At 72.1% G+C, this 18,359-nt stretch carries 19 protein-coding genes and 1 tRNA gene; 4 read left to right on the top strand and 16 right to left on the bottom strand.

The window, feature by feature from the left end; translation table 11 throughout:
* Positions 1-82: 82 nt before the first annotated feature.
* Positions 83-508 carry a phasin family protein gene (locus HYN04_RS00390; RefSeq protein WP_110448920.1) on the bottom strand — a complete coding sequence of 142 codons (426 nt, stop codon included), beginning with the start codon at positions 506-508 and terminating at the stop codon, positions 83-85.
* Positions 509-739: 231 nt separating this feature from the next.
* Here HYN04_RS00390 and HYN04_RS00385 point away from each other — a divergent pair, with 231 nt between their 5' ends.
* Positions 740-2,071 (top strand): D-alanyl-D-alanine carboxypeptidase, encoded by a 1,332-nt coding sequence (locus tag HYN04_RS00385; RefSeq protein ID WP_241962643.1) that lies wholly within the window; start codon positions 740-742, stop codon positions 2,069-2,071.
* A 3-nt stretch (positions 2,072-2,074) separates the two neighbouring features.
* On the opposite strand, the gene HYN04_RS00380 is transcribed toward HYN04_RS00385, so the two are convergent.
* From HYN04_RS00380 to HYN04_RS00365, 4 genes are all read right to left on the bottom strand, one after another.
* Positions 2,075-2,503 carry a BLUF domain-containing protein gene (locus tag HYN04_RS00380; protein WP_110448918.1) on the bottom strand — a complete coding sequence of 143 codons (429 nt, stop codon included), beginning with the start codon at positions 2,501-2,503 and terminating at the stop codon, positions 2,075-2,077.
* A 5-nt stretch (positions 2,504-2,508) separates the two neighbouring features.
* Positions 2,509-3,210: a GTP cyclohydrolase I gene (folE, locus tag HYN04_RS00375; RefSeq protein WP_199285972.1), complete on the bottom strand. Its 702-nt coding sequence runs from the start codon at positions 3,208-3,210 to the stop codon at positions 2,509-2,511.
* A 116-nt stretch (positions 3,211-3,326) separates the two neighbouring features.
* Positions 3,327-3,767, bottom strand: a complete 441-nt coding sequence (locus HYN04_RS00370; protein WP_110448916.1) for a J domain-containing protein — start codon at positions 3,765-3,767, stop codon at positions 3,327-3,329.
* The gene (locus HYN04_RS00365; protein WP_110448915.1) at positions 3,767-4,576 is read right to left on the bottom strand and encodes a division plane positioning ATPase MipZ; all 810 of its coding nucleotides are present in this window, start codon (positions 4,574-4,576) and stop codon (positions 3,767-3,769) included. Before HYN04_RS00365 ends, HYN04_RS00370 begins: the two co-directional genes overlap by 1 nt.
* A 156-nt stretch (positions 4,577-4,732) precedes the next feature.
* Between HYN04_RS00365 and panC the strand changes: the two genes are divergently transcribed.
* Positions 4,733-5,590: a pantoate--beta-alanine ligase gene (panC, locus tag HYN04_RS00360; protein WP_110448914.1), complete on the top strand. Its 858-nt coding sequence runs from the start codon at positions 4,733-4,735 to the stop codon at positions 5,588-5,590.
* 6 nt (positions 5,591-5,596) lie between these two features.
* Here panC and HYN04_RS00355 read toward each other — a convergent pair whose 3' ends face one another.
* The 4 genes from HYN04_RS00355 to HYN04_RS00340 are packed head-to-tail and all read right to left on the bottom strand — an operon-like array spanning position 5,597 to position 10,381.
* Positions 5,597-5,998 carry a DUF1489 family protein gene (locus HYN04_RS00355; RefSeq protein ID WP_110448913.1) on the bottom strand — a complete coding sequence of 134 codons (402 nt, stop codon included), beginning with the start codon at positions 5,996-5,998 and terminating at the stop codon, positions 5,597-5,599.
* Positions 5,995-7,878, bottom strand: coding sequence for an acetyl/propionyl/methylcrotonyl-CoA carboxylase subunit alpha (locus HYN04_RS00350; RefSeq protein WP_110448912.1), 1,884 nt, complete (start codon positions 7,876-7,878; stop codon positions 5,995-5,997). The genes HYN04_RS00355 and HYN04_RS00350 overlap by 4 nt, the downstream gene beginning before the upstream one ends.
* Positions 7,879-7,886: 8 nt before the next feature.
* Complete coding sequence (locus HYN04_RS00345) at positions 7,887-8,732, bottom strand: enoyl-CoA hydratase-related protein (protein ID WP_110448911.1); 846 nt, start codon at positions 8,730-8,732, stop codon at positions 7,887-7,889.
* Between the two features lie 26 nt (positions 8,733-8,758).
* Positions 8,759-10,381, bottom strand: a complete 1,623-nt coding sequence (locus tag HYN04_RS00340) for a carboxyl transferase domain-containing protein (protein ID WP_110448910.1) — start codon at positions 10,379-10,381, stop codon at positions 8,759-8,761.
* A gap of 100 nt (positions 10,382-10,481) precedes the next feature.
* Between HYN04_RS00340 and HYN04_RS00335 the strand changes: the two genes are divergently transcribed.
* Complete coding sequence (locus HYN04_RS00335) at positions 10,482-12,221, top strand: patatin-like phospholipase family protein (protein ID WP_110448909.1); 1,740 nt, start codon at positions 10,482-10,484, stop codon at positions 12,219-12,221.
* A gap of 237 nt (positions 12,222-12,458) precedes the next feature.
* Here HYN04_RS00335 and HYN04_RS00330 read toward each other — a convergent pair whose 3' ends face one another.
* The 4 genes from HYN04_RS00330 to HYN04_RS00315 form a co-directional block, all read right to left on the bottom strand.
* Positions 12,459-13,616: an isovaleryl-CoA dehydrogenase gene (locus HYN04_RS00330; protein ID WP_110448908.1), complete on the bottom strand. Its 1,158-nt coding sequence runs from the start codon at positions 13,614-13,616 to the stop codon at positions 12,459-12,461.
* Between the two features lie 49 nt (positions 13,617-13,665).
* Positions 13,666-15,096 carry a magnesium transporter gene (mgtE, locus tag HYN04_RS00325; RefSeq protein WP_110448907.1) on the bottom strand — a complete coding sequence of 477 codons (1,431 nt, stop codon included), beginning with the start codon at positions 15,094-15,096 and terminating at the stop codon, positions 13,666-13,668.
* A 65-nt stretch (positions 15,097-15,161) separates the two neighbouring features.
* Positions 15,162-15,246: transfer RNA gene (locus HYN04_RS00320), tRNA-Leu, on the bottom strand.
* Between the two features lie 53 nt (positions 15,247-15,299).
* Entirely contained in the window at positions 15,300-15,554 is a 255-nt protein-coding gene (locus tag HYN04_RS00315; protein WP_110448906.1) for a FliM/FliN family flagellar motor switch protein, read from the bottom strand.
* Between the two features lie 102 nt (positions 15,555-15,656).
* Between HYN04_RS00315 and lipB the strand changes: the two genes are divergently transcribed.
* Positions 15,657-16,382 carry a lipoyl(octanoyl) transferase LipB gene (gene lipB / locus HYN04_RS00310; protein ID WP_110448905.1) on the top strand — a complete coding sequence of 242 codons (726 nt, stop codon included), beginning with the start codon at positions 15,657-15,659 and terminating at the stop codon, positions 16,380-16,382.
* A gap of 8 nt (positions 16,383-16,390) precedes the next feature.
* Here the strand turns inward: lipB and HYN04_RS00305 are convergent, their stop codons facing one another.
* Genes HYN04_RS00305 through HYN04_RS00295 form a run of 3 tightly spaced genes read right to left on the bottom strand, consistent with a single transcriptional unit; the run spans position 16,391 to position 18,320 of the window.
* Positions 16,391-16,804: a DUF805 domain-containing protein gene (locus HYN04_RS00305; protein ID WP_110448904.1), complete on the bottom strand. Its 414-nt coding sequence runs from the start codon at positions 16,802-16,804 to the stop codon at positions 16,391-16,393.
* The gene (locus tag HYN04_RS00300) at positions 16,801-17,415 is read right to left on the bottom strand and encodes a glutathione S-transferase N-terminal domain-containing protein (RefSeq protein WP_110448903.1); all 615 of its coding nucleotides are present in this window, start codon (positions 17,413-17,415) and stop codon (positions 16,801-16,803) included. Before HYN04_RS00300 ends, HYN04_RS00305 begins: the two co-directional genes overlap by 4 nt.
* Before the next feature lie 53 nt (positions 17,416-17,468).
* On the bottom strand, positions 17,469-18,320 hold the full coding sequence (locus tag HYN04_RS00295) for a glutamate racemase (RefSeq protein WP_110448902.1): 852 nt from the start codon (positions 18,318-18,320) through the stop codon (positions 17,469-17,471).
* Positions 18,321-18,359: the final 39 nt, after the last annotated feature.

Raw genomic sequence — 18,359 nt, 5'->3', positions numbered from 1 at the left:
GGGCCAAGTCAAACGAAAGCGGCGCGGCCCCCGACCGGGAACCGCGCCGCCTGAAGGTCGGAGGGGCCTGGGCCCCCGAGGGTCAGCGACCCGACTGGAGGCTCTCCACCGCCGCGGTCATGCGGGCGCTGAAGGGCTGGTAGGCGTCGCGGAACATGGCCGTCATGAGCTCGGTGGTCTTGCCCATCTGGGCGACCGCGGCCTCCATGTGGGTCTTGGCCAGGTCGCTCTGGACCTCGATCAGGTCCTGGACGCTGCGCACGCCGCTCAGGGACTGGACGGCGGCGGTCTGGCGCTCGACGGCGGCCTTGGAGAAAGCCACGGCCTCGGCGCCCAGGGCCTCGGCGCCCTTGGCCGTGGCGGTCACCGAGGCGATGACGGCCTCCACGTTCTTGCGGGAATGGGCGGTCAGGTCATTGAGGCCCGTCATGCTCTTCTCCATGGCGTCACGGAGGGCTTCATTGCCGGCGTTGGCGATCTTGTCGGCGGCGGTCTTGGCGGCGGCCATCTGGGCGTTCCTGTCGGTGGGGTCCGGACGACGAAGGCCGCCGGAAGACTTGTGCTGCGACGCGATATCTCATGCTGCAGCGCAGCAGTCAACGGGATTGTGCGGCGCAACATAACCTGTCCGTGAAGGTGCGCCGGGCGGAATTTACTTTCCTGCAATGCGGCAAGGGGTAAGATGCGCCCTCAACCTGAAACCCGCCGGCGGACGCCGGAGACGACAGGGACGCCCGACTTGCCGACAGCCGATCGACGTCCCTCCGCGCTCACCCGGTTTCCACGCTGGATCGCTGGCCTCTCGGTCGCCGTGGCTGTGGCCATGGGAGCCCTGGGCTCGCCGGCGATCGCGGCCACCACGCCGCTCCCACCCTTCCAGGAAATGCGCTACGCCGCCGTGGTCGTGGACGCCGAGACAGGCGAGGTCCTGTTCTCGCGCCGGGGTGACAGCCTTCGGTATCCGGCCTCGATCACCAAGGTCATGACCCTCTACCTGACCTTCGAGGCCCTCTCGACCGGACGCCTCTCTCCCGATGACCGGGTGGTGATCTCTCCGAAGGCGGCGGCCCAGAGCCCGACCAAGCTGGGTCTTCCCGTCGGCGCCAGCCTCAGCGTCTCCGAGGCCATGCAGGCCCTGGCCATCAAGTCGGCCAATGACGTGTCGGTCGCCCTCGCCGAGAAGCTGGGCGAGGGCAGCGAACGCCGGTTCGCCGCCATGATGACCCTCCGGGCCCGCGAACTCGGCATGGTCAACACCCATTTCGTGAATGCTTCGGGCCTGCCGGACAGCCGCCAGGTGACGACGGCGCGCGACCTCGCCATCCTTTCGCGGGCGGTCCTTCGCGACTTCCCCCAGCACTACGCCATGTTCAGCCAGCAGTCCTTTACGTTCCAGGGACGGCAGATGAACAACCACAACGGCCTCCTCTGGCGGATGCCGGGAGCGGATGGGCTGAAGACCGGCTTCACCAGCGCCTCGGGCTACAATCTTGCGGTGTCGGCCGTGCGCGGGAACCGGCGGCTGATCGCGGTCGTGCTGGGCGGCCCCTCCAACGCCCGACGCAACGCCAAGGCCGAAAACCTGCTTCTGACGGGCTTTGAGCTGGCCTCCCGCCGTGACCGGGGCGAGCGCGTCCAGTTCGCCCAGGCCAGCTTCGAGAGCGAGCCCGCGCCGGTGACGCTCTACGCCCAGGCCCGCCCCTCTGAGTCGGGCGCCGACATCGTGGCGCCGGACCGGGTGGTCCTGACCAGCGCGCCGCCGCCCCGGAACCTTTCCCAGTTCGAGATCGTCGACCCCGCCTCCACCGGACTTCGCCAGGGCGGTCGCGCCGCCGCCGGCAAGTGGTCGGTCCAGGTCGGCGCCTTCCGGTCTCAGGACCTCGCCCGAAAGCAGGCCGAAGTGGTGCGCAAGCTGGCGCCGGACCACTTCAGCGCCGGTGGTCGGGCGGAGAAGTCCGGCGCCTCCTGGCGCACCCGGTTCACCGGCTATTCGGAATCGTCGGCCCGCGCCGCCTGCAAGGCCCTGAAGGCCCGCGGCCAGCCCTGCATGGTGCTTCCGCCCTCGGCCTGATCCCTACTCGCCGCGGGTGACGATGGCCGCCGTGGCGACCAGTTCTCCCAGCAGGGACAGGGTGGCCTGCCCCGACCCGTCGAAGGGGTCCAGCTCCACGCGCTTGAAGTACTTGAGCAGCAGGGAGGGGTTCACCCGGGGAATGGCCACGTGGCCCATGGTCCAGTTGCCGAAGCGCCGCTCCGTGATCTCCTCGTAGGAGAGCAGGCGGACCTGCTTGTGCCGGTCGTCCCGGACGATGGCGTTGAAGATCTCGCAGACCTCGTCGCGGCCGCCCTCGAGCAGTTGGACGAACAGGTCATCGGCGACGCATAGGAGGCCGGTGATCCCCTGCCGGGGATTATTGCGGCGGCATTGTTCGAGGATGCCGTCGAGCAGCGCGCCGTTCATGGGCTGGACGGGGCGGCTGGCGTAGAGGCAGCGCACGAGCATGGGAATCAGGTCCTGTTCTTGATGAGGGAGAGGAATTCGGCCCGCAGGGTGTGATCCTTCAGGAAGGAGCCACGCATGACCGAGTTGATCATCATGGTCTCGCTGTCCTTCACGCCCCGCCAGTGCATGCAGAAATGGTCGGCCTCCATGACGACGGCCAGGCCGTCCGGGCGGACCTTTTCCATCAGGAGGTCCGCCAACTGGGTGATGGCCTCTTCCTGGATCTGCGGCCGGGACATGACCCACTCGGCCAGGCGCGAGTACTTGGACAGGCCGATCAGGTTGGAGTGTTCGTTCGGCATCAGGCCGATCCAGAGGCGCCCCATGATCGGGCAGAAGTGGTGGCTGCAGGCGCTGCGCACCGTGATCGGGCCGACGATCATCAGCTCGTTCAGGGACGAGGCGTTGGGGAATTCCGTGACCGGCGGCGCGTCGGTATAGCGGCCGCGGAAGACCTCGGTCACGTACATCTTGGCCACGCGCTTGGCGGTGTCCTGGGTGTTGTGGTCCGCCTCGGTGTCGATCACCAGGCTCTTGAGGACCTCGCGGAACTTGCCCTCCACCTCTGACAGGAGGTCGTCCAGCTCCCCCTCGCGGATGTAGGCGGAGATGTTGTCATTGGCGAAGAACCGCTTCTTCGCCTTCTGGATCCGGGCGCGGATCCGGGCGGAGACGGGCTCCTGTTGAGGGTCTGCCGGAGGCTTCACGTTGGACTCACACGGGTTTCGGATGGCCGGGTCCAAGCCCGACAGGCACGACCCTACACCGGAAAAGTCGGGCCTGTCCCATGAATGTCCTCCGGAGACCCCAACAGCCGCCCCGGTTATCCCCCAAGCAGCCTGTCCCTCGCGGCGTTGAGGTGGGCGGCGAGGCCGTCCGTGCCGCCGGCGTCGGGGTGGGTGCGGCGGATCAGGCGGGCGTGGGCCTCGAGGACATCCTCCCGGCTGGCGTCCGCGCCGAGGCCGAGGACCGACCGGGCCTCGGACAGGCTCATGCCCTCGGGCTGGGACTGCGGAGGATCGGGCCGGGTCCCCGCCTTTGGCGTCGGAGACCTCGCAGCGCCGGCGAGGGCCAGCCCTCCGGCGACAAGGGCGAGACCCAGGGGCCAGCCCCCCCTCAGGAGGCTGAGGACGCCGGCGACGAGGGCGGCGAGGGCCAGCCCTCCGGCGATGAGCCGCCACTCCCGTCGCCCGGTCCGGGCGCCGGTCCGCCCGGCCCAGGCCAGGAGGCCCAGGGCGACTGCGGCGATCAAAAGCCAGGTCATTACTGGGCGGCCAGCTGGGCCCCGTCAGGGGACAGGCCGAGGAAGCCCATCAGGTCGCGCAGTTCCTGTCGGGCCGCAACGTGCTGGAGGCTCATGGAGACGGGGCGGATCGAAGGCGACAGGTCGGCGATGGTCAGGCCGAAGGGAAAGAGCTCCCGATAGATCACCCGGTCGCGAAGGCCGGGGCCGACCCGGAAGCCGGCCCGGCGGGACAGGGCCTGGACCCGCTCGTCCACCCGGCGGCGGTTGCGGGCGTCAGCCGGAGCCAGGCGGTTGCGCAGCACCACCCAGTCGATGGACCGCCCGGACGCCTGGGCCCGGTCCTTGCGGCTGTTCCACACCGTCTCGGAATAGAGGCTCGGCCGCTTGAGCTCCAGGGTCACGGGATCGACCACGCCCAGGGTGTCGAAGTCCACGAAGCTGTCGTTCATCGGGGTGACGATCTGGTCCGCCCGGGCGTGGGCGGCGCGGCTCAGGGCGGTGTCGGCGCCGGGAGTGTCGATCACGATGAGGTCGCAGCCGGACAGGGCCTCGAGGGCCGCGTCCAGCCGGGCCTGGGCCTCCGCCTCGGGCGCCCGGGCGAGGGCGGCGTCCAGCCGGACGTTCTCGGGCATCGGGGCCTCCGCCCCATTGGCGGCCAGCCAGGCGGCGCGGTTGTCGATGAAATGGGCCAGGGACTGCTGGCGCACGTCCAGGTCCAGGGCTCCGACCCGGGCGCCGCCATGCAGGAGCGCGGTCATGAGGTGGATGGCGAGGGTGGACTTGCCCGCCCCGCCCTTCTCGTTGCCCACGACGATGATGTCGGCCATCGGAAGACTCCGCCGGCGGGCGCATCCGGAGGGACCGGACCGATTCCCGCTGGCCTCCAGCCTTGGCGTCCGGTCCCCGGGGCGTCAACGCACAGGGGCGGATCGCCTGTGGATGGATGGACGCCGGACCCGCCCCCGGGCCATAAGCCCCCCGCCATGACCACCCTTCCCGTCGTCCGCACCGTCGCCGACCTCCGCTCCGCCGTCGCCGGCTGGCGGCGCGAGGGACTGTCGGTGGGCTTTGTCCCAACCATGGGCGCCCTGCACGAGGGGCACCTGTCCCTGATCCGCCTCGCCCTGTCCCGGACCGACCGCGTGGCGGCCTCCATCTTCGTGAACCCGACCCAGTTCGGTCCGAACGAGGACCTGGCCGCCTATCCCCGTGACGAGGCCGGCGACGCCGGGAAGCTGGCCGGAGCGGGCTGCCATCTCCTCTTCGCCCCCGCCGCCGCAGAGATGTATCCGCCCGGCGCCGCCACTGTGGTGACGGTGTCGGGGGTGTCCGAGCCCCTCGACGGACAGGCCCGGCCCGGTCATTTCGCCGGGGTCGCCACCGTGGTGGCCAAGCTCCTGAACCAGACGCGCGCCGACGTCGCGGTCTTTGGCGAGAAGGACTATCAGCAGCTCCAGGTCATCCGCCGCATGGCCGCCGACCTCGACCTCGGGGTGGAGATCCTGGGCGCGCCCACCGCCCGGGCGGCGGACGGCCTGGCCCTGTCCTCCCGCAACGCCTACCTGACCGCGGAGGAGCGCCAGCGGGCGCCGGAGCTGGCCGCCGCCCTGGCCGAGGCGGTCCTGGCCCTGCGTTCGGGCGCACCGGTGGAACGCGTCGAGGCCGAAGCGGTCGCCCGAATTCAGGCGGCGGGCTTCGGGCCCGTGGACTATGTCGAGGTGCGCGACGCGGGCGACCTGTCTCGGCTGGGACCCGGCCCCATGCCCGGCGGCCGGCCGGGACGCATCCTCGCCGCCGCCCGCCTGGGACGGGCCCGGCTCATCGACAACATGGCGGTCTGAACCGGCCTACCAGGCCCCTGCCTCGCGCAGGCGACGGGCCAGGTCGTCCGGCAGGTCCCCGCCGCCGGTCTCGGCCAGGTCGGGCGGGGCGTCGGCCGGATCCAGGTAGCGCCAGCCCTGGAAGGCCCGCCGCGGCGTCGGGGCGACCCGGATGATCCGGGGCTCCAGGTCGATCCGGCAATGGCTTTCCGACCCCGCCTCGACCCGCGAGATGGACAGGATCACCTGGCGGCACAGGACCAGGCCGCGGAAGATCCGGTAGAGGGACCCGCCGTCGAGCAACTCCTCCACCCGCTTGGGCGCCATGCGGGTGTGCAGGGGCCAGGGGTCCGGGCTGTTCCCGTGCCAGGCGACGAGGTCCTCGATGGTGTCGCAGCCGACACAGAGGCGGATCATGTGCAGGGTCACGGCGCCTCGCTCCGCACCCGCGCCAGGGGCTCGCCCTCACGGACCTGGTCGCCGACCGCCGCCGACAGGCCGTCGACCACCCCGTCGAAGGGCGCCGTCAGGCTGTGCTCCATCTTCATGGCCTCGACCACCAGGAGGACGTCGCCCCGGCGCACCCGGTCGCCCTCGGCGACGGCCACCGCGACGATCCGGCCCGGCAGGGGCGCGCTGACCGCGCCGTCGCCCGTCGTCGCCGCGCCGCCTTCAGGGGCGGGGGGACCAGCCGAGACGCAGAAGGCCGAGCCGCCCTCGAACAGGACCAGGGCCTCGCCCAGGTCCAGCAGGTCGGCCTCTTCATCCTCGCCCTCCTGCAGGTCGGCCACGACTTCGACGCCGTCGCACCAGACCCGCACCTGGTCCCGCGGCGGGGCGTTCAGGCGAAAGCCGGAAAGGGCGCGGGAGGGGGCGCTGGCCTCCCCGGCGGACAGGGCGGCCAGGGCCGCGGCGGCATTGCGCAGGAGACCGGCCGACGGCCGGGCCGGGGCCGCCAGCCGGTCGAGGCGGGCGTCGATGAAGCCGGTGTCCATCCGCCCGGCCAGGAAGTCGGGATCGTCCAGGCACCGGGCCAGGAAGGCGGCGTTGGTCTTCAGGGGCCAGGTCTCGACACCGGCGCAGGCCTCGGCGAGGTGCTCGGTGGCGCCCTCCCGGGTCGGCGCCCAGGCGATGAGCTTGGCGATCAGGGAATCATAGTGCGGGCCCACCTCGTCGCCGGCCTCGACGCCGGAATCCACCCTCACCCCCTCGGGCAGGCGCAGGTGCTCCAGGGGGCCGACGGAGGGGATGAAGCCCCGCTCGGGGACCTCGGCGCAGAGCCGGGCCTCGACCGCCCAGCCCTTCAGGGTGATCTGGTCCTGGGCCAGGGGCAGGGGCTCGCCGGCGGCGACGTGGAACTGCCACTCCACCAGGTCCACCCCGGTGACGGCCTCGGTGACGGGATGCTCGACCTGCAGCCGGGTGTTCATCTCCATGAACCAGATGCGGTCGGCCCGCAGGCCCTCGCGGGCGTCGGCGATGAACTCCACCGTGCCGGCCCCGACATAGTCCACGGCCCGGGCGGCGGCGAGGGCGGCGGCGCAGACCGCATCGCGGACCTCGGGCGTCATGCCGGGAGCGGGGGCCTCCTCGATCACCTTCTGGCGGCGGCGCTGCAGGGTGCAGTCGCGCTCGAACAGGTGGACAAGGCCGCCATGGGCGTCGCCGAAGACCTGGACCTCGATATGCCGGGGCGCCTCGATGCACTGCTCCAGCAGGACCCGGTCGTCGCCAAAGGCGGCCAGGGCCTCCCGCCGGCAGGCCGCCAGGGCGGCTGCGAAGTCAGCGGCGGCGTCCACCCGCCGGATGCCGCGCCCGCCGCCTCCGGCCGCCGCCTTGATCAGGACCGGCCATCCCAGGTCGCGGGCGGCGGCGAGCAGTGTGCCCTCCTGCCCGTCATCGCCCTGCCAGCCCGGCGTGACCGGCACGCCTGCGGCGATCATCCGCTCGCGGGCGGAATCCTTCAGGCCCATGGCGCGGATGGCCTCGGGCGAGGGCCCGATCCAGATGAGGCCCGCCGCCTGCACCGCCTCGGCGAAGGCGGCGTTCTCGGACAGGAAGCCATAGCCCGGGTGCACCGCCTCTGCGCCGCTTTCCAGGGCCGCGGCCACCAGGTCGGGAATGGACAGGTAGCTCTCCGCCGCCGGCGCCGGGCCGATGCGCACCGCCCGGTCGGCCTCGCGCACGTGGGCGGCGTCGAGGTCGGCGTCCGAGGCGACCGCGATCGTCTCCACCCCCAGGCGGCGGGCGGTTCGGAAGATCCGGCGGGCGATCTCGCCCCGGTTGGCGACAAGGACGGAGCGGAACACGGAGAGGTTCAGCCCTGTCCTGCCCAGGAGGGCGACCTGCGGGCAAGGAAGGCGGCGACGCCCTCGCGGCCCTCGGCGCTGACCCGGGCCTGGGCGATCCGGCGGGCGGTGTCCTCCATGACGGCGGGGCCGATCTCGCGATGGGCGACGGCGTCGACCAGGGCCTTGGAGGCCGCGATGGCGCCGGGGGCGCAGGCCATGGCCTCGCCGGCGATGCGGTCGGCGGCGGTCGCCAGGGCGGCGGCGTCATCGACCAGTTCGCTCACCAGCCCGATGCGCAGGGCCTCGTCGGCGTCGAAGGTGCGGGCCGAGGCGAACAGGCCGCGGGAGGCCCTCGGGCCAATGGCGGCCACGATGTAGGGGCTGATGGTGGCGGCGATCAGGCCCAGCCGGGCCTCGGAGAAGCCGAACTTCGCGCCCCGCTCGGCCACGGCGATGTCGCAGGCGGCGGCGAGGCCGCAGCCCCCGCCCCAGGCGCCGCCCTGCACCAGGGCCACGGTCAGGGCCGGGATATCCCAGAGGGCCTTGAGCATGCGCGCCAGGCCCATGGCGTCGTCGCGGTTCTCTGCTTCGGTCCAGTGCGCGGCGTCGCGCATCCAGTTCAGGTCGGCCCCGGCGGAGAAGACCTTGCCGGCGCCGCGCAGGAACACCACCCGCACGCCCTCGGCGGCCTGGAGGGTCTCGAAGGTCTCGTGCAGGGCGCCGATCAGTTCGGCGTTGAAGCTGTTGCGCGCGTCCGGCCGGTTGAGGGTGACCACCGCCACCCCTTCCTGGGTGGTGTCCAGGCGCACCAGGTCCGAGGCGGCGTCGCTGTCGACGCCCTCGACCAGGGGATCGGCGATCGGGTTGGACATGTCAGGGCTCCGGTTTCGGGGATCGTTCACATTCGGAAGACGCCGAAGCGCGTTGGCGCGATCGGGGCGTTCAGGGCGGCGGACAGGGACAGGCCCAGGACATCGCGGGTCTGGGCGGGGTCGATGATCCCGTCGTCCCACAGGCGGGCGGTGGCGAAGTAGGGATCGCCCTCGGCCTCGTAGCGCTCGCGCACGGGCGCCTTGAAGGCCTCTTCCTCCTCGGCGGGCCACTGGCCGCCCCGAGCCTCGATCCCGTCGCGGCGGATGGTCGCCAGGACGCTGGCGGCCTGCTCGCCGCCCATCACCGAGATGCGGGCGTTGGGCCAGCTCCAGAGGAAGCGCGGCGAATAGGCCCGGCCGCACATGCCGTAGTTGCCGGCCCCGAAGGAGCCGCCGATCAGCACGGTCAGCTTGGGCACCTCGGCGCAGGCCACGGCGGTGACCAGCTTGGCGCCGTCCCGGGCTATGCCGCCGGCCTCGTAGCGTCCGCCGACCATGAAGCCGGAGATGTTCTGCAGGAAAAGGAGGGGGATGCCCCTCTGGCAGGCCAGCTCGATGAAGTGGGCCCCCTTGAGGGCGCTCTCCGAGAACAGGATGCCGTTGTTGGCCAGGATGGCCACCGGATAGCCCCAGATCCGGGCGAAGCCGCAGACCAGGGTCTGGCCGTAGAGGGCCTTGAACTCATCGAAGGCCGAGCCGTCGACGATCCGGGCGATGACCTCGCGCACGTCGTAGGGCGCCCGGACGTCCTGGGGGATGACCCCGTAGAGCTCGGCGGGATCGAACAGGGGCGGGCGGGGCTCGGCCAGGACCGGTCCCTCCGGGCGGCGTGTGTTGAGGCCGGCGACGATCCGCCGGACGATGGCCAGGGCGTGCCGGTCGTCCTCGGCCACGTGGTCCACCACGCCCGAGCGGCGTCCGTGGACGTCGGCCCCGCCGAGGTCGGTGGCCGAGATGACCTCGCCCGTGGCGGCCTTCACCAGGGGCGGGCCGCCCAGGAAGATGGTGCCCTGGCTCTCCGCCCCGGTCCCCCGCACGATCACGGTCTCATCGGACATGGCCGGGACATAGGCGCCCCCCGCCGTGCACGAGCCCATGACGCAGGCGATCTGGGCGATCCCCCGGGCGCTCATCCGGGCCTGGTTGAAGAAGATGCGGCCGAAGTGGTCGCGGTCGGGGAAGACCTCCGCCTGGTGGGGCAGGTTGGCCCCGCCGGAGTCCACCAGGTAGACGCAGGGCAGGGCGTTCTGCTCGGCGATCTCCTGGGCCCGCAGGTGCTTCTTCACGGTGAGGGGGAAGTAGGCGCCGCCCTTCACCGTGGCGTCGTTGGCCAGGATCATCACCTCCCGGCCGCTGACCCGGCCGATGCCGGCGATCAGGCCCGAGGCCGGGGCCTCGTCGTCGTAGAGGCCAAAGGCCGCAAGGGCGCCGATCTCGAGGAAGGGCGCGCCCGGGTCCAGCAGGCCCTCCACCCGGTCCCGGGGCAGGAGCTTGCCCCGGGCCTCGTGCCGGCGGCGGCTGTCCTCGGGCCCGCCGAGGACGGCCTGGGCCGTGCGCCCGGCCAGCTGGGCGGCGAGGGCGCGGTTGACCTCCGCATTGGCGCGGAAGGCCGCCGAAGCCGGATCGAGGGCGCTCTTCAGGACGGGCATGGACAAGGCATAGCCGGGGGCCGGGCCGGCGGCTAGTCCGTGCGGACCCCAGCCCCCGAGCGGGTTTCCATCCGCCCTGCAAGCAGGGTTATCATGGGGCGTGCAAATCCCGACCGAAACCGCCCTCGCCCGGCTTTTCGAGACCGCCCGCCAGTCCGGGTCGGCGCGCTGGTGGTGCCTGCCGGGAGGGCTGGACCTGTTCCGGCCCGGCGAGCCGGCCGATGAGCTTCACCTGCTGAGGGCCGGGCGGCTGGGCGCCTTCCGGGTCGACGGGGGCGATGAGCCCCGCTTCCTGGGCGTCGTCCGCCCCGGCGAGCCCGCGGGAGAGATGAGCCTGATCACGGGCGCCGTTCATTCCGGTCGCCTGACCGCCCTGCGGGACTCCGAGATCCTGTCCCTGGACCGCGAGGTCTTCTTCGCCGCATGCGAGACGGACCCGGACATCATGACCGACCTCGCCCGCCTGATGGTGGGCCGGGCCCGGGACGCCGGCCGCACGGCCGCCCTGGTGGAGCCCACGGTCTTCGGCTTCGTCGCCCAGGGCCCCATCGAGGGCGTGAGGGACCTGGTCGAGTCCCTGGCCGAGGGCATCCGGGCCGCCGGCTTCACGGCCGCCGTCGCGGGCTCCGAGGCGCAGGAGGCCGAGACCTCCTGGTTCTCCAATCTTGAGCACTCCGTCGACTACGCCCTCTATGTCGCCGGCCACGGGGAGGCGGCCTGGGCCGGCAAGATCGCCCGCCAGGTGGACCGGCTCTTCCGGGTGGGCCGGGGGGACTTCCCGCCGCCGCCCGGCGCCGCGGCCCACACCCCGCCCGCCCTGGCCGTGGGGGCAGAGCTTGTGCTGGTGCAGCCGGCGGGCATCCGCCGCCCGCGCGGTGGCGAGGCCTGGATGACGGCGACCGGGGCGGTGGGCCTGACACACCTTCGGCAGGGCGATCCCGGCGACCTGGCGCGCCTGGTCCGCAGGCTGACCGGGCGGGCCGTGGGCCTGGTCCTCTCCGGCGGCGGCGCCCGGGCCTACGCCCATATCGGCGTCATCCGCGCCCTGTCCGAGCGCGGCGTGCCCATCGACCATGTGGGGGGCGCCTCCATGGGGGCGGTGATCGCTGCAGGCCTCGCCCTGGGTTGGGACCTGGACGAGATGGACCAGCGCATACGGCGGGCCTTCGTCGCCTCCAGCCCCCTCGATGACATCGCCTTCCCCATGCTGGCCATGACCCGGGGCGAGAAGGTCGCCCGGCGGCTCGAGGAGCACTTTGGCGACGTCCAGTTCTCCGACCTCTGGCGCCCCTTCTTCTGCGTCTCCTCCAACCTCACCACGGGCGCCCACCAGGTGCATCGGCGGGGAAGCGTCCGCGCCGCCCTGCGGGCCTCCATCTCCCTCCCCGGCCTCCTGCCGCCCGCCCTCCAGGGCCAGAACGTGCTGGTGGACGGCGCCGTCCTCAAGAACCTGCCCGTGGACGTCATGCGCGGCGGCCTGTCCGGCCCCATCATCGGGGTCGACGTCAGCCGGGGCCTGTCCATCACCGCCGCCGACATCGTCCGACCGCGATCCCTCCTGCGCTGGGTCCTGTCGGGCCAGTGGCGCAAGGGCCCGCCCATCGTCTCCCTGCTGATCCGCGCCGCCACCGTCTCCTCGGGCCGCGACCTGGCCGCCGCACGGGAGGGGGCCGACGTCCTGATCCTGCCCGAGCTGGCCGGGGTGGAGATCCGCGACTGGAGCGCCTACGACCCCGCCGTCGCCGCCGGCTACACGGCCGCCCTCGCCTCGCTGGACCGGATCGCCGGCCCCCTGGAGGACCTGCGCCACCGCCCGCCGGCGCGCCCCGCATTCCCCTGACGTGACGCGGCCCGACTTGTCAGGACGGGCGAAGCAGGCGCAGGCTGGCCACCTTGGCCAACCATTGAAAGGAGGTGATCCAGTGTCTCATTGTCTTCATCCGCATGCGGAAACCGTGACCTGGACCTCCGTCGGAGAGGCGCGCGCCTAGGCGACGGGTTGCGGGACCGCAGGGCGGTCCGACAATGGAGGGGCCGTTCCGGCGACGGGGCGGCCCCTCATCCGTTCCGGCGGGACTTAGGCGCCGATCAGCTCGCGGCCGATCAGGTAGCGGCGGATCTCGTTGGTGCCGGCGCCGATGTCATAGAGCTTTGCGTCGCGCATCAGGCGCTCGGCGGGGAAGTCGCGGGTGTAGCCGGCGCCGCCCAGGGCCTGGATGGCCTCCAGCGCCACCTTCACGGCGTTCTCCGAGGCCAGGAGGATGGCGCCGGCGGCGTCGTGGCGGGTGGCCAGGCCCGCGTCGCAGGCCCGCGCCACGGCGTAGACATAGGCCCGGGCCGAGTTCAGGGCCACGTACATGTCCGCCACCTTGGCCTGCATGAGCTGGAAGGCGCCGATGGCCTGGCCGAACTGTTTCCGCTCCCGCACATAGGGCAGGACCAGGTCCAGGCAGGCCTGCATGATGCCGAGGGGTCCCGCCGCCAGAACGGCCCGCTCGTAGTCCAGGCCGCTCATCAGGACGCCGACGCCGCCGTTGACGGGGCCCATGACATTCTCTTCCGGCACCTCGCAGTCCTGGAAGACCAGTTCAGCCGTGTCGGAGCCGCGCATGCCCATCTTGTCCAGCTTGGGGCTTGTGGAGAAGCCGGCCATGCCGCGCTCCACCAGGAAGGCGGTGATGCCCCGGGGGCCGGCGTCCGGCTCGGTGCGGGCATAGACCACCAGGACGTCTGCGTGGGGGCCGTTGGTGATCCAGAACTTGGTCCCGTTGAGGACGTAGCGGTCGCCGCGTTTCTCGGCCCGCAGGCGCATGGAGACGACATCGGAGCCAGAACCGGCCTCGCTCATGGCCAGGGCGCCGACATGCTCGCCCGAGATCAGGCGGGGCAGATGGCGGGCCTTCTGGGCCGGGGTTCCCCAGCGGCGGATCTGGTTCACGCAGAGGTTGGAGTGGGCGCCGTAGGACAGGCCTACCGAGGCCGAGGCCCGGGAGATTTCCTCCATGGCCACCACGTGCTCGAGATAGCCCAGGCCCGCCCCGCCGTCCTCGGCCTCGACCGTGATCCCCAGGAGGCCCAGGGCGCCCATCTGCGGCCAGAGGTCGCGGGGAAAGGCGTTGTCCCGGTCAATGGCGGCGGCGCGCGGGGCGATGCGCTCGGCGGCGAAGCGGGCGACCGAGGCCCTCAGGGCGTCGGCGGTCTCGCCGAGGGCGAAGTCGAAGTTCGGCTGGCTCATGGCCGGAGGCCATACCACGCACCCGCCGGAGGGGCGAGGCGGGCGAAACCTACAGCAGGATCAGGCTGGCGATCCCCAGGAGGGCCAGAAAGCCCATGAAGTCGGTGGCGAAGGTCACCAGCACCGAGGAGGAGACCGCCGGGTCGCGGCCCAGGCGATCCAGGATGATGGGGGCGGAGATGCCCGCCAGGGCGGCGACCAGGAAGTTGGCGACGATGGCCAGCGCCACGGTCAGGGCGAGCCGTGTGTCCTGGAAGAGGACCAGGACGGCGCCGGCCATCAGCAGGGCCAGGACCGTTCCGTTCAGGAGCCCCGTCAGGACCTCGCGGCCGATGATCCGGGCGGAGTTGGCGGCGTTCAGCTCGCGGCTGGACAGGGCCCGCACCGCCACGGCCAGGGTCTGGGTGCCGGCGTTGCCTCCCAGGGACGAGACGATGGGCATGAGGATGGCAAGGGTGATGACCTGGGCGATGGCCCCCTGGAAGGCGCCGATCACGCTGGAGGCCAGGGCCGCAGTGCCCAGGTTGAGGACCAGCCAGGGCAGGCGCGAGCGGACGGCGCCCGCAAGGCTGGCGTCGCGGCCGACGTCTGACACGCCGGCCAGGGCCAGGATGTCCTCCTCGCCCTCCTCGCGGATGACCCCGACGATGTCGTCGACGGTGAGCTGGCCCACAAGGCGACCGCCCGGCTCCACCACGGGGGCGGAGATCAGGTGGTACTTGTTGAAGATGTAGGCCGCCTCTTCCTGGTCCATGCCGACCGGAATCTCGGTGAGGGGCTCCATGATCCGCGCCAGGGGCGTGTCGCGGTCGTGGCGCAGCAGGCGGCTGACGGGCACCCCGCCCAGGGGGCGGTGCGAGGGGTCGACGACATAGACGTCGAAGAACAGCTCGGGCATCTCCTCGCCCGACGCGAGGAAGTGGTCCAGGGCCTGGCCGACCGTCCAGAACTGGGGGGCGGAGGCCACCTCTCGCTGCATGAGGCGGCCGGCCGTCTCGTCCTCGTAGGCCAGGGAGGTCTCGATGGCCGCGCGGTCGACGTCCGGCAGGGCGGCCAGCACCTGGGCCCGCTTGTCGGCCTCGAGGTCCTCGACCAGGTCGACGGCGTCGTCGGAGTCCATCTCGCCCAGGGCCCGGACCAGGGTGGCCGAGGGCATGCGCTCGAGCAGGTCCTCGCGGATCTCGGGCTCGATCTCCGCCAGGATCTCGGCCAGGGCCTCGGGGTCGAGGTGGGCCATCACCTCCTCCCGGTCGGCGGCTGAGAGGAAGCCCATCAGGTCGGCGACGTCGGCGGGATGCAGGGCGGCCAGAAGCTCGCGCAGGCGCTCGGCGTCGCCACGGTCGGCGGCGTCCACCACCAGGGCGACGAAGTCCGGATTTAGAGCGTAGTCATCGCCAAGGGCGAGGTCCTCGAGGTCCTCGGCAGGCGCCGGGACCAGGGCCGCGTCATCGCGCAGGGGGTGTTCGGCGTCGCGGCTCATGCGGACCTGCCCTCCTGGCTCTATGCGTGACTGATCGGACCTTGTCCCTGGACCCTTTGGCTCACTGGTGCGGTCGAGAAGACTCGAACTTCCACGGGTTGCCCCACAGCGACCTCAACGCTGCGCGTCTACCAATTCCGCCACGACCGCTCGTGGTGAGCGGCGGGCCTACCAAAGCCGGAAGGCTTTGTGAAGCCGCCCGATCAGGAATTGCCGCCGGCCATGAAGTCATAGACGTCCGCCGCCCGGGTCACGGTGATGGCGATGCGGTCGTCGTTGATCTGGATTTCCCCACGGGCCACCGGGTGGTTGTTGGCCAGGATCCACACCTCGTCATGGACCCCTGCATCCAGCGGGATCACCGCGCCGCGGCCCATCCGGAGCAGCTGGGCCATGGGCAGGTTGGAACGGCCCAGCACCACGGCGATGTCGACGTTGACGGCGTTGATCTGGCCCAAGGCGGGACCCCCTCAGAGACGCAAGGCGAAGTTACAGGGCCGCACCCCCGGCGCAGCAGCCGGCTTGCACGGCGACTCAAGCAGACACAGACTGGCGCCAACATGATTGACCGGACGTTAAATCCTGTCGCCGCCGCGCCCGTCTTCGGGCGGGCGGACGGCGCCCCCTGCGGCTGGGCCGTCTCGCGGGGACGGGTCGGGTATGCGGAGGCGCTGGCGGCCATGGAGGCCCGGGCCGAGGCCATCGCCCGGGGCGAGGCGGGCGAGCTGGTCTGGCTCCTGGAGCACCCGCCCCTCTACACGGCGGGCGTGTCGGCCAAGGCCGCCGACCTTCTGGATCCGGACCGCTTCCCCGTCTTCAAGACCGGCCGCGGCGGCCAGTTCACCTATCATGGGCCCGGCCAGAGGGTGGCCTACGTCATGTTGGACCTCTCGGCCCGGCGGAAGGACGTCCGCGCCTTCGTGGCCGCCCTCGAGGCCTGGATCATCGACGCCCTGTCCCGGCTGGCCGTCGAGGGCGCCGTCCGCGAGGGCCGGGTAGGGGTGTGGGTCGAGCGGCGAAGCCCCGGCCTTCCCGCGCGGGAGGACAAGATCGCCGCCATCGGGGTCAAGATCCGCCGCTGGGTCTCCTTCCACGGAATCTCGATGAACGTGGAGCCGGACCTGTCGCACTTCTCCGGCATCGTCCCCTGCGGCCAGACCGAACATGGGGTGACCAGCCTGGCCGACCTGGGGCTGACCTGCACGATGGACGACGCCGACGAGGCCCTGCGCCAGGCCTTCCGGGAGGTGTTTGGCGCCCTTGCACCCGCCGATCCACCCGGCTGAATCGCCGCTCAGCCGCGCGGCGGGGGTCCATAGCGGTTCACCCCCGGCTCGCCGGTCATGACGCCCAGCTCCACCCCCGCCCAGACCAGGATCAGCACGAAGGGGAAGTCCAGGAAGCCCGAGGGCTGCGGCCAGACCGCCACCAGGGCCGCCAGGATGACCGCCGCGATCCAGCCGTTCCGGCCCCGGTCGTGCAGCCGGCGGGCCAGCAGGCAGGCCCCGATCCAGACCAGGAGGGGCCAGGCCAGCCAGCCCGTGATCCACTGCAGGGGCCCGGCCGACACCGCATCGTAGAGCACGGCGACGCCCAGGAGGATGAGGCCCGAGACCAGGAATCCCCGGCGATCCAGCCTGCCCTCGGCGGTCAGGTAGCGGGCGGCGAAGGTCTCGCGGGCCCCGGACGGGTAGGCGGGGTCGCTCACGCGGCGCGCGCCGGATCGCTCAGCGCCCAGGCCGGGCGCCGGGTGAAGGCCTCGAAGAAGGCGGCCAGGCGCGGCCGGCTGTCCCGCCAGGGCTCGGCGGCGAAACGAAAGTCCAGGTAGCCGAGGGCGCAGGCCGCCGCGATGTCGCAGATCCGGGCGTCGTCCCCGGCCTTGAGGTCGGCGGCCTCGAGGAGGTCAAGGACCCGGCGGATCTTCTCGCCCTGCCCCTGGCGCCAGTCGGCCCAGCGGAGGGGCTCGGGTCGGAGCGCCTCCTCGTAGCGGGCGAGGAGGGCCGCATCCAGGAGGCCGTCGGCGGCGGCGTGCAGGGTCTGGACGGTCCACCGCGCCGGGCCGTCGGCCGGGCAGAGCCGTCGCGGGGTCAGGCTGTCGAGATAGTCGGCGATCACCCGGCTGTCGTAGAGGGCCTGGCCATCGTCGGTCACCAGGACCGGGATCTTGCCCAGGGGATTCAGGGCCGAGAGCTCAGGGTTGTCAGCCACCGGCGAGGCCGAGGCGTTCAGCGTCTCGATCCGGTCGGCAAGGCCCAGTTCGGCGGCGGCCAGCCAGACCTTGCGGGCATAGGGCGAGGCGGGGGACAGGAGCAGCTTCATGGGACCCATCTTGCCGCGCCCGGCGGCCCAAGGGTAGCGCCAATCGCGCCGGGTCAGGCGGGACCGAACCTCAGGGGCGCGCCCCAGAAGGCCTCGGCCAGGTCGTGCTGGAGGCCGGGGGCGCCGGTGGTCAGGAAGACCCGCCGCCCGTCGTCGCCGACCGCGTATTCCGGCCGCCGCTCCAGGTAGGCGGCGAGGGCCGCAGCGGTGGCGTCCGGCTGGTGGACCAGGGGCGTGCCGGGCTTCAGCGCCGCCCGGAAGACGTCGGAGATGATCTCGTAGTGGGTGCAGCCCAGGATCGCCCGGTCGGGCGCCCGCCCGATCCGCCGGGTCACGGCCTCGACATGGGCCGCCACACTGGCCTCCAGCAACGGCCGGGCCGCCCCGGACTCGATCTGGCCAGCGAGCTCGGGGCAGGGCTCGACAAAGACCGCCACGTCCTGGCGGCGCTTGTCGATCTCGATCTCGTACACGCGGGAGGCGGCCGTGGCCGGGGTCGCGAAGACCGCCAGGACGTCCAGTTTCTCGACCTTGTCGCCCCGGCGCTCGGCCTCGTGCTCCCAGGGCAGGCCGGTGGCGGCCTCGATGGTGGGGACGATGATGCCCAGCACATTGGTCGGCCGCCCGCGCGCCGCCCGCACCCCGGGCAGCCAGGTCTGCTGCAGCCGGCGCAGGGCGATGGCCGAGGCGGTGTTGCAGGCCAGGATCACCAGGTCGCAGCCCTGTGCGAACAGGCGCTCGCAGCCGGCCCGGGTCAGGTCGACGATCTCCTCGCCCGAACGGCCCCCGTAGGGGGTGTTGGCCTGGTCGGCCAGGTAGACGAAGTCGGCGCGGGGGAACCGCTCCACCAGCCTGCGGTGCACGCTGAGGCCGCCAATCCCGGAATCAAAGACGCCGATCGCCATGCCTCCGACTAGCCCGCCCGGGGGCGCCGCGCCAGAGCC

The sequence above is a fragment of the Phenylobacterium parvum genome (assembly GCF_003150835.1).
Classification (GTDB): Bacteria; Pseudomonadota; Alphaproteobacteria; order Caulobacterales; family Caulobacteraceae; genus Phenylobacterium; species Phenylobacterium parvum.
The sequence above is the reverse complement of the archived record's forward strand: the minus strand, read 5'-3'. Positions and strand labels throughout refer to the sequence as shown.

Excerpts from the sequence above, each read along its gene's own strand:
- HYN04_RS00390 (WP_110448920.1), bottom strand. The coding sequence starts at position 508 with ATGGCCGCCGCCAAGACCGCCGCCGACAAGATCGCCAACGCCGGCAAT.
- HYN04_RS00380 (WP_110448918.1), bottom strand. The coding sequence starts at position 2,503 with ATGCTCGTGCGCTGCCTCTACGCCAGCCGCCCCGTCCAGCCCATGAAC.
- HYN04_RS00370 (WP_110448916.1), bottom strand. The coding sequence starts at position 3,767 with ATGACCTGGCTTTTGATCGCCGCAGTCGCCCTGGGCCTCCTGGCCTGG.
- HYN04_RS00365 (WP_110448915.1), bottom strand. The coding sequence starts at position 4,576 with ATGGCCGACATCATCGTCGTGGGCAACGAGAAGGGCGGGGCGGGCAAG.
- panC (WP_110448914.1), top strand. The coding sequence starts at position 4,733 with ATGACCACCCTTCCCGTCGTCCGCACCGTCGCCGACCTCCGCTCCGCC.
- HYN04_RS00345 (WP_110448911.1), bottom strand. The coding sequence starts at position 8,732 with ATGTCCAACCCGATCGCCGATCCCCTGGTCGAGGGCGTCGACAGCGAC.
- HYN04_RS00340 (WP_110448910.1), bottom strand. The coding sequence starts at position 10,381 with ATGCCCGTCCTGAAGAGCGCCCTCGATCCGGCTTCGGCGGCCTTCCGC.
- HYN04_RS00330 (WP_110448908.1), bottom strand. The coding sequence starts at position 13,616 with ATGAGCCAGCCGAACTTCGACTTCGCCCTCGGCGAGACCGCCGACGCC.
- mgtE (WP_110448907.1), bottom strand. The coding sequence starts at position 15,096 with ATGAGCCGCGACGCCGAACACCCCCTGCGCGATGACGCGGCCCTGGTC.
- lipB (WP_110448905.1), top strand. The coding sequence starts at position 15,657 with ATGATTGACCGGACGTTAAATCCTGTCGCCGCCGCGCCCGTCTTCGGG.
- HYN04_RS00300 (WP_110448903.1), bottom strand. The coding sequence starts at position 17,415 with ATGAAGCTGCTCCTGTCCCCCGCCTCGCCCTATGCCCGCAAGGTCTGG.
- HYN04_RS00295 (WP_110448902.1), bottom strand. The coding sequence starts at position 18,320 with ATGGCGATCGGCGTCTTTGATTCCGGGATTGGCGGCCTCAGCGTGCAC.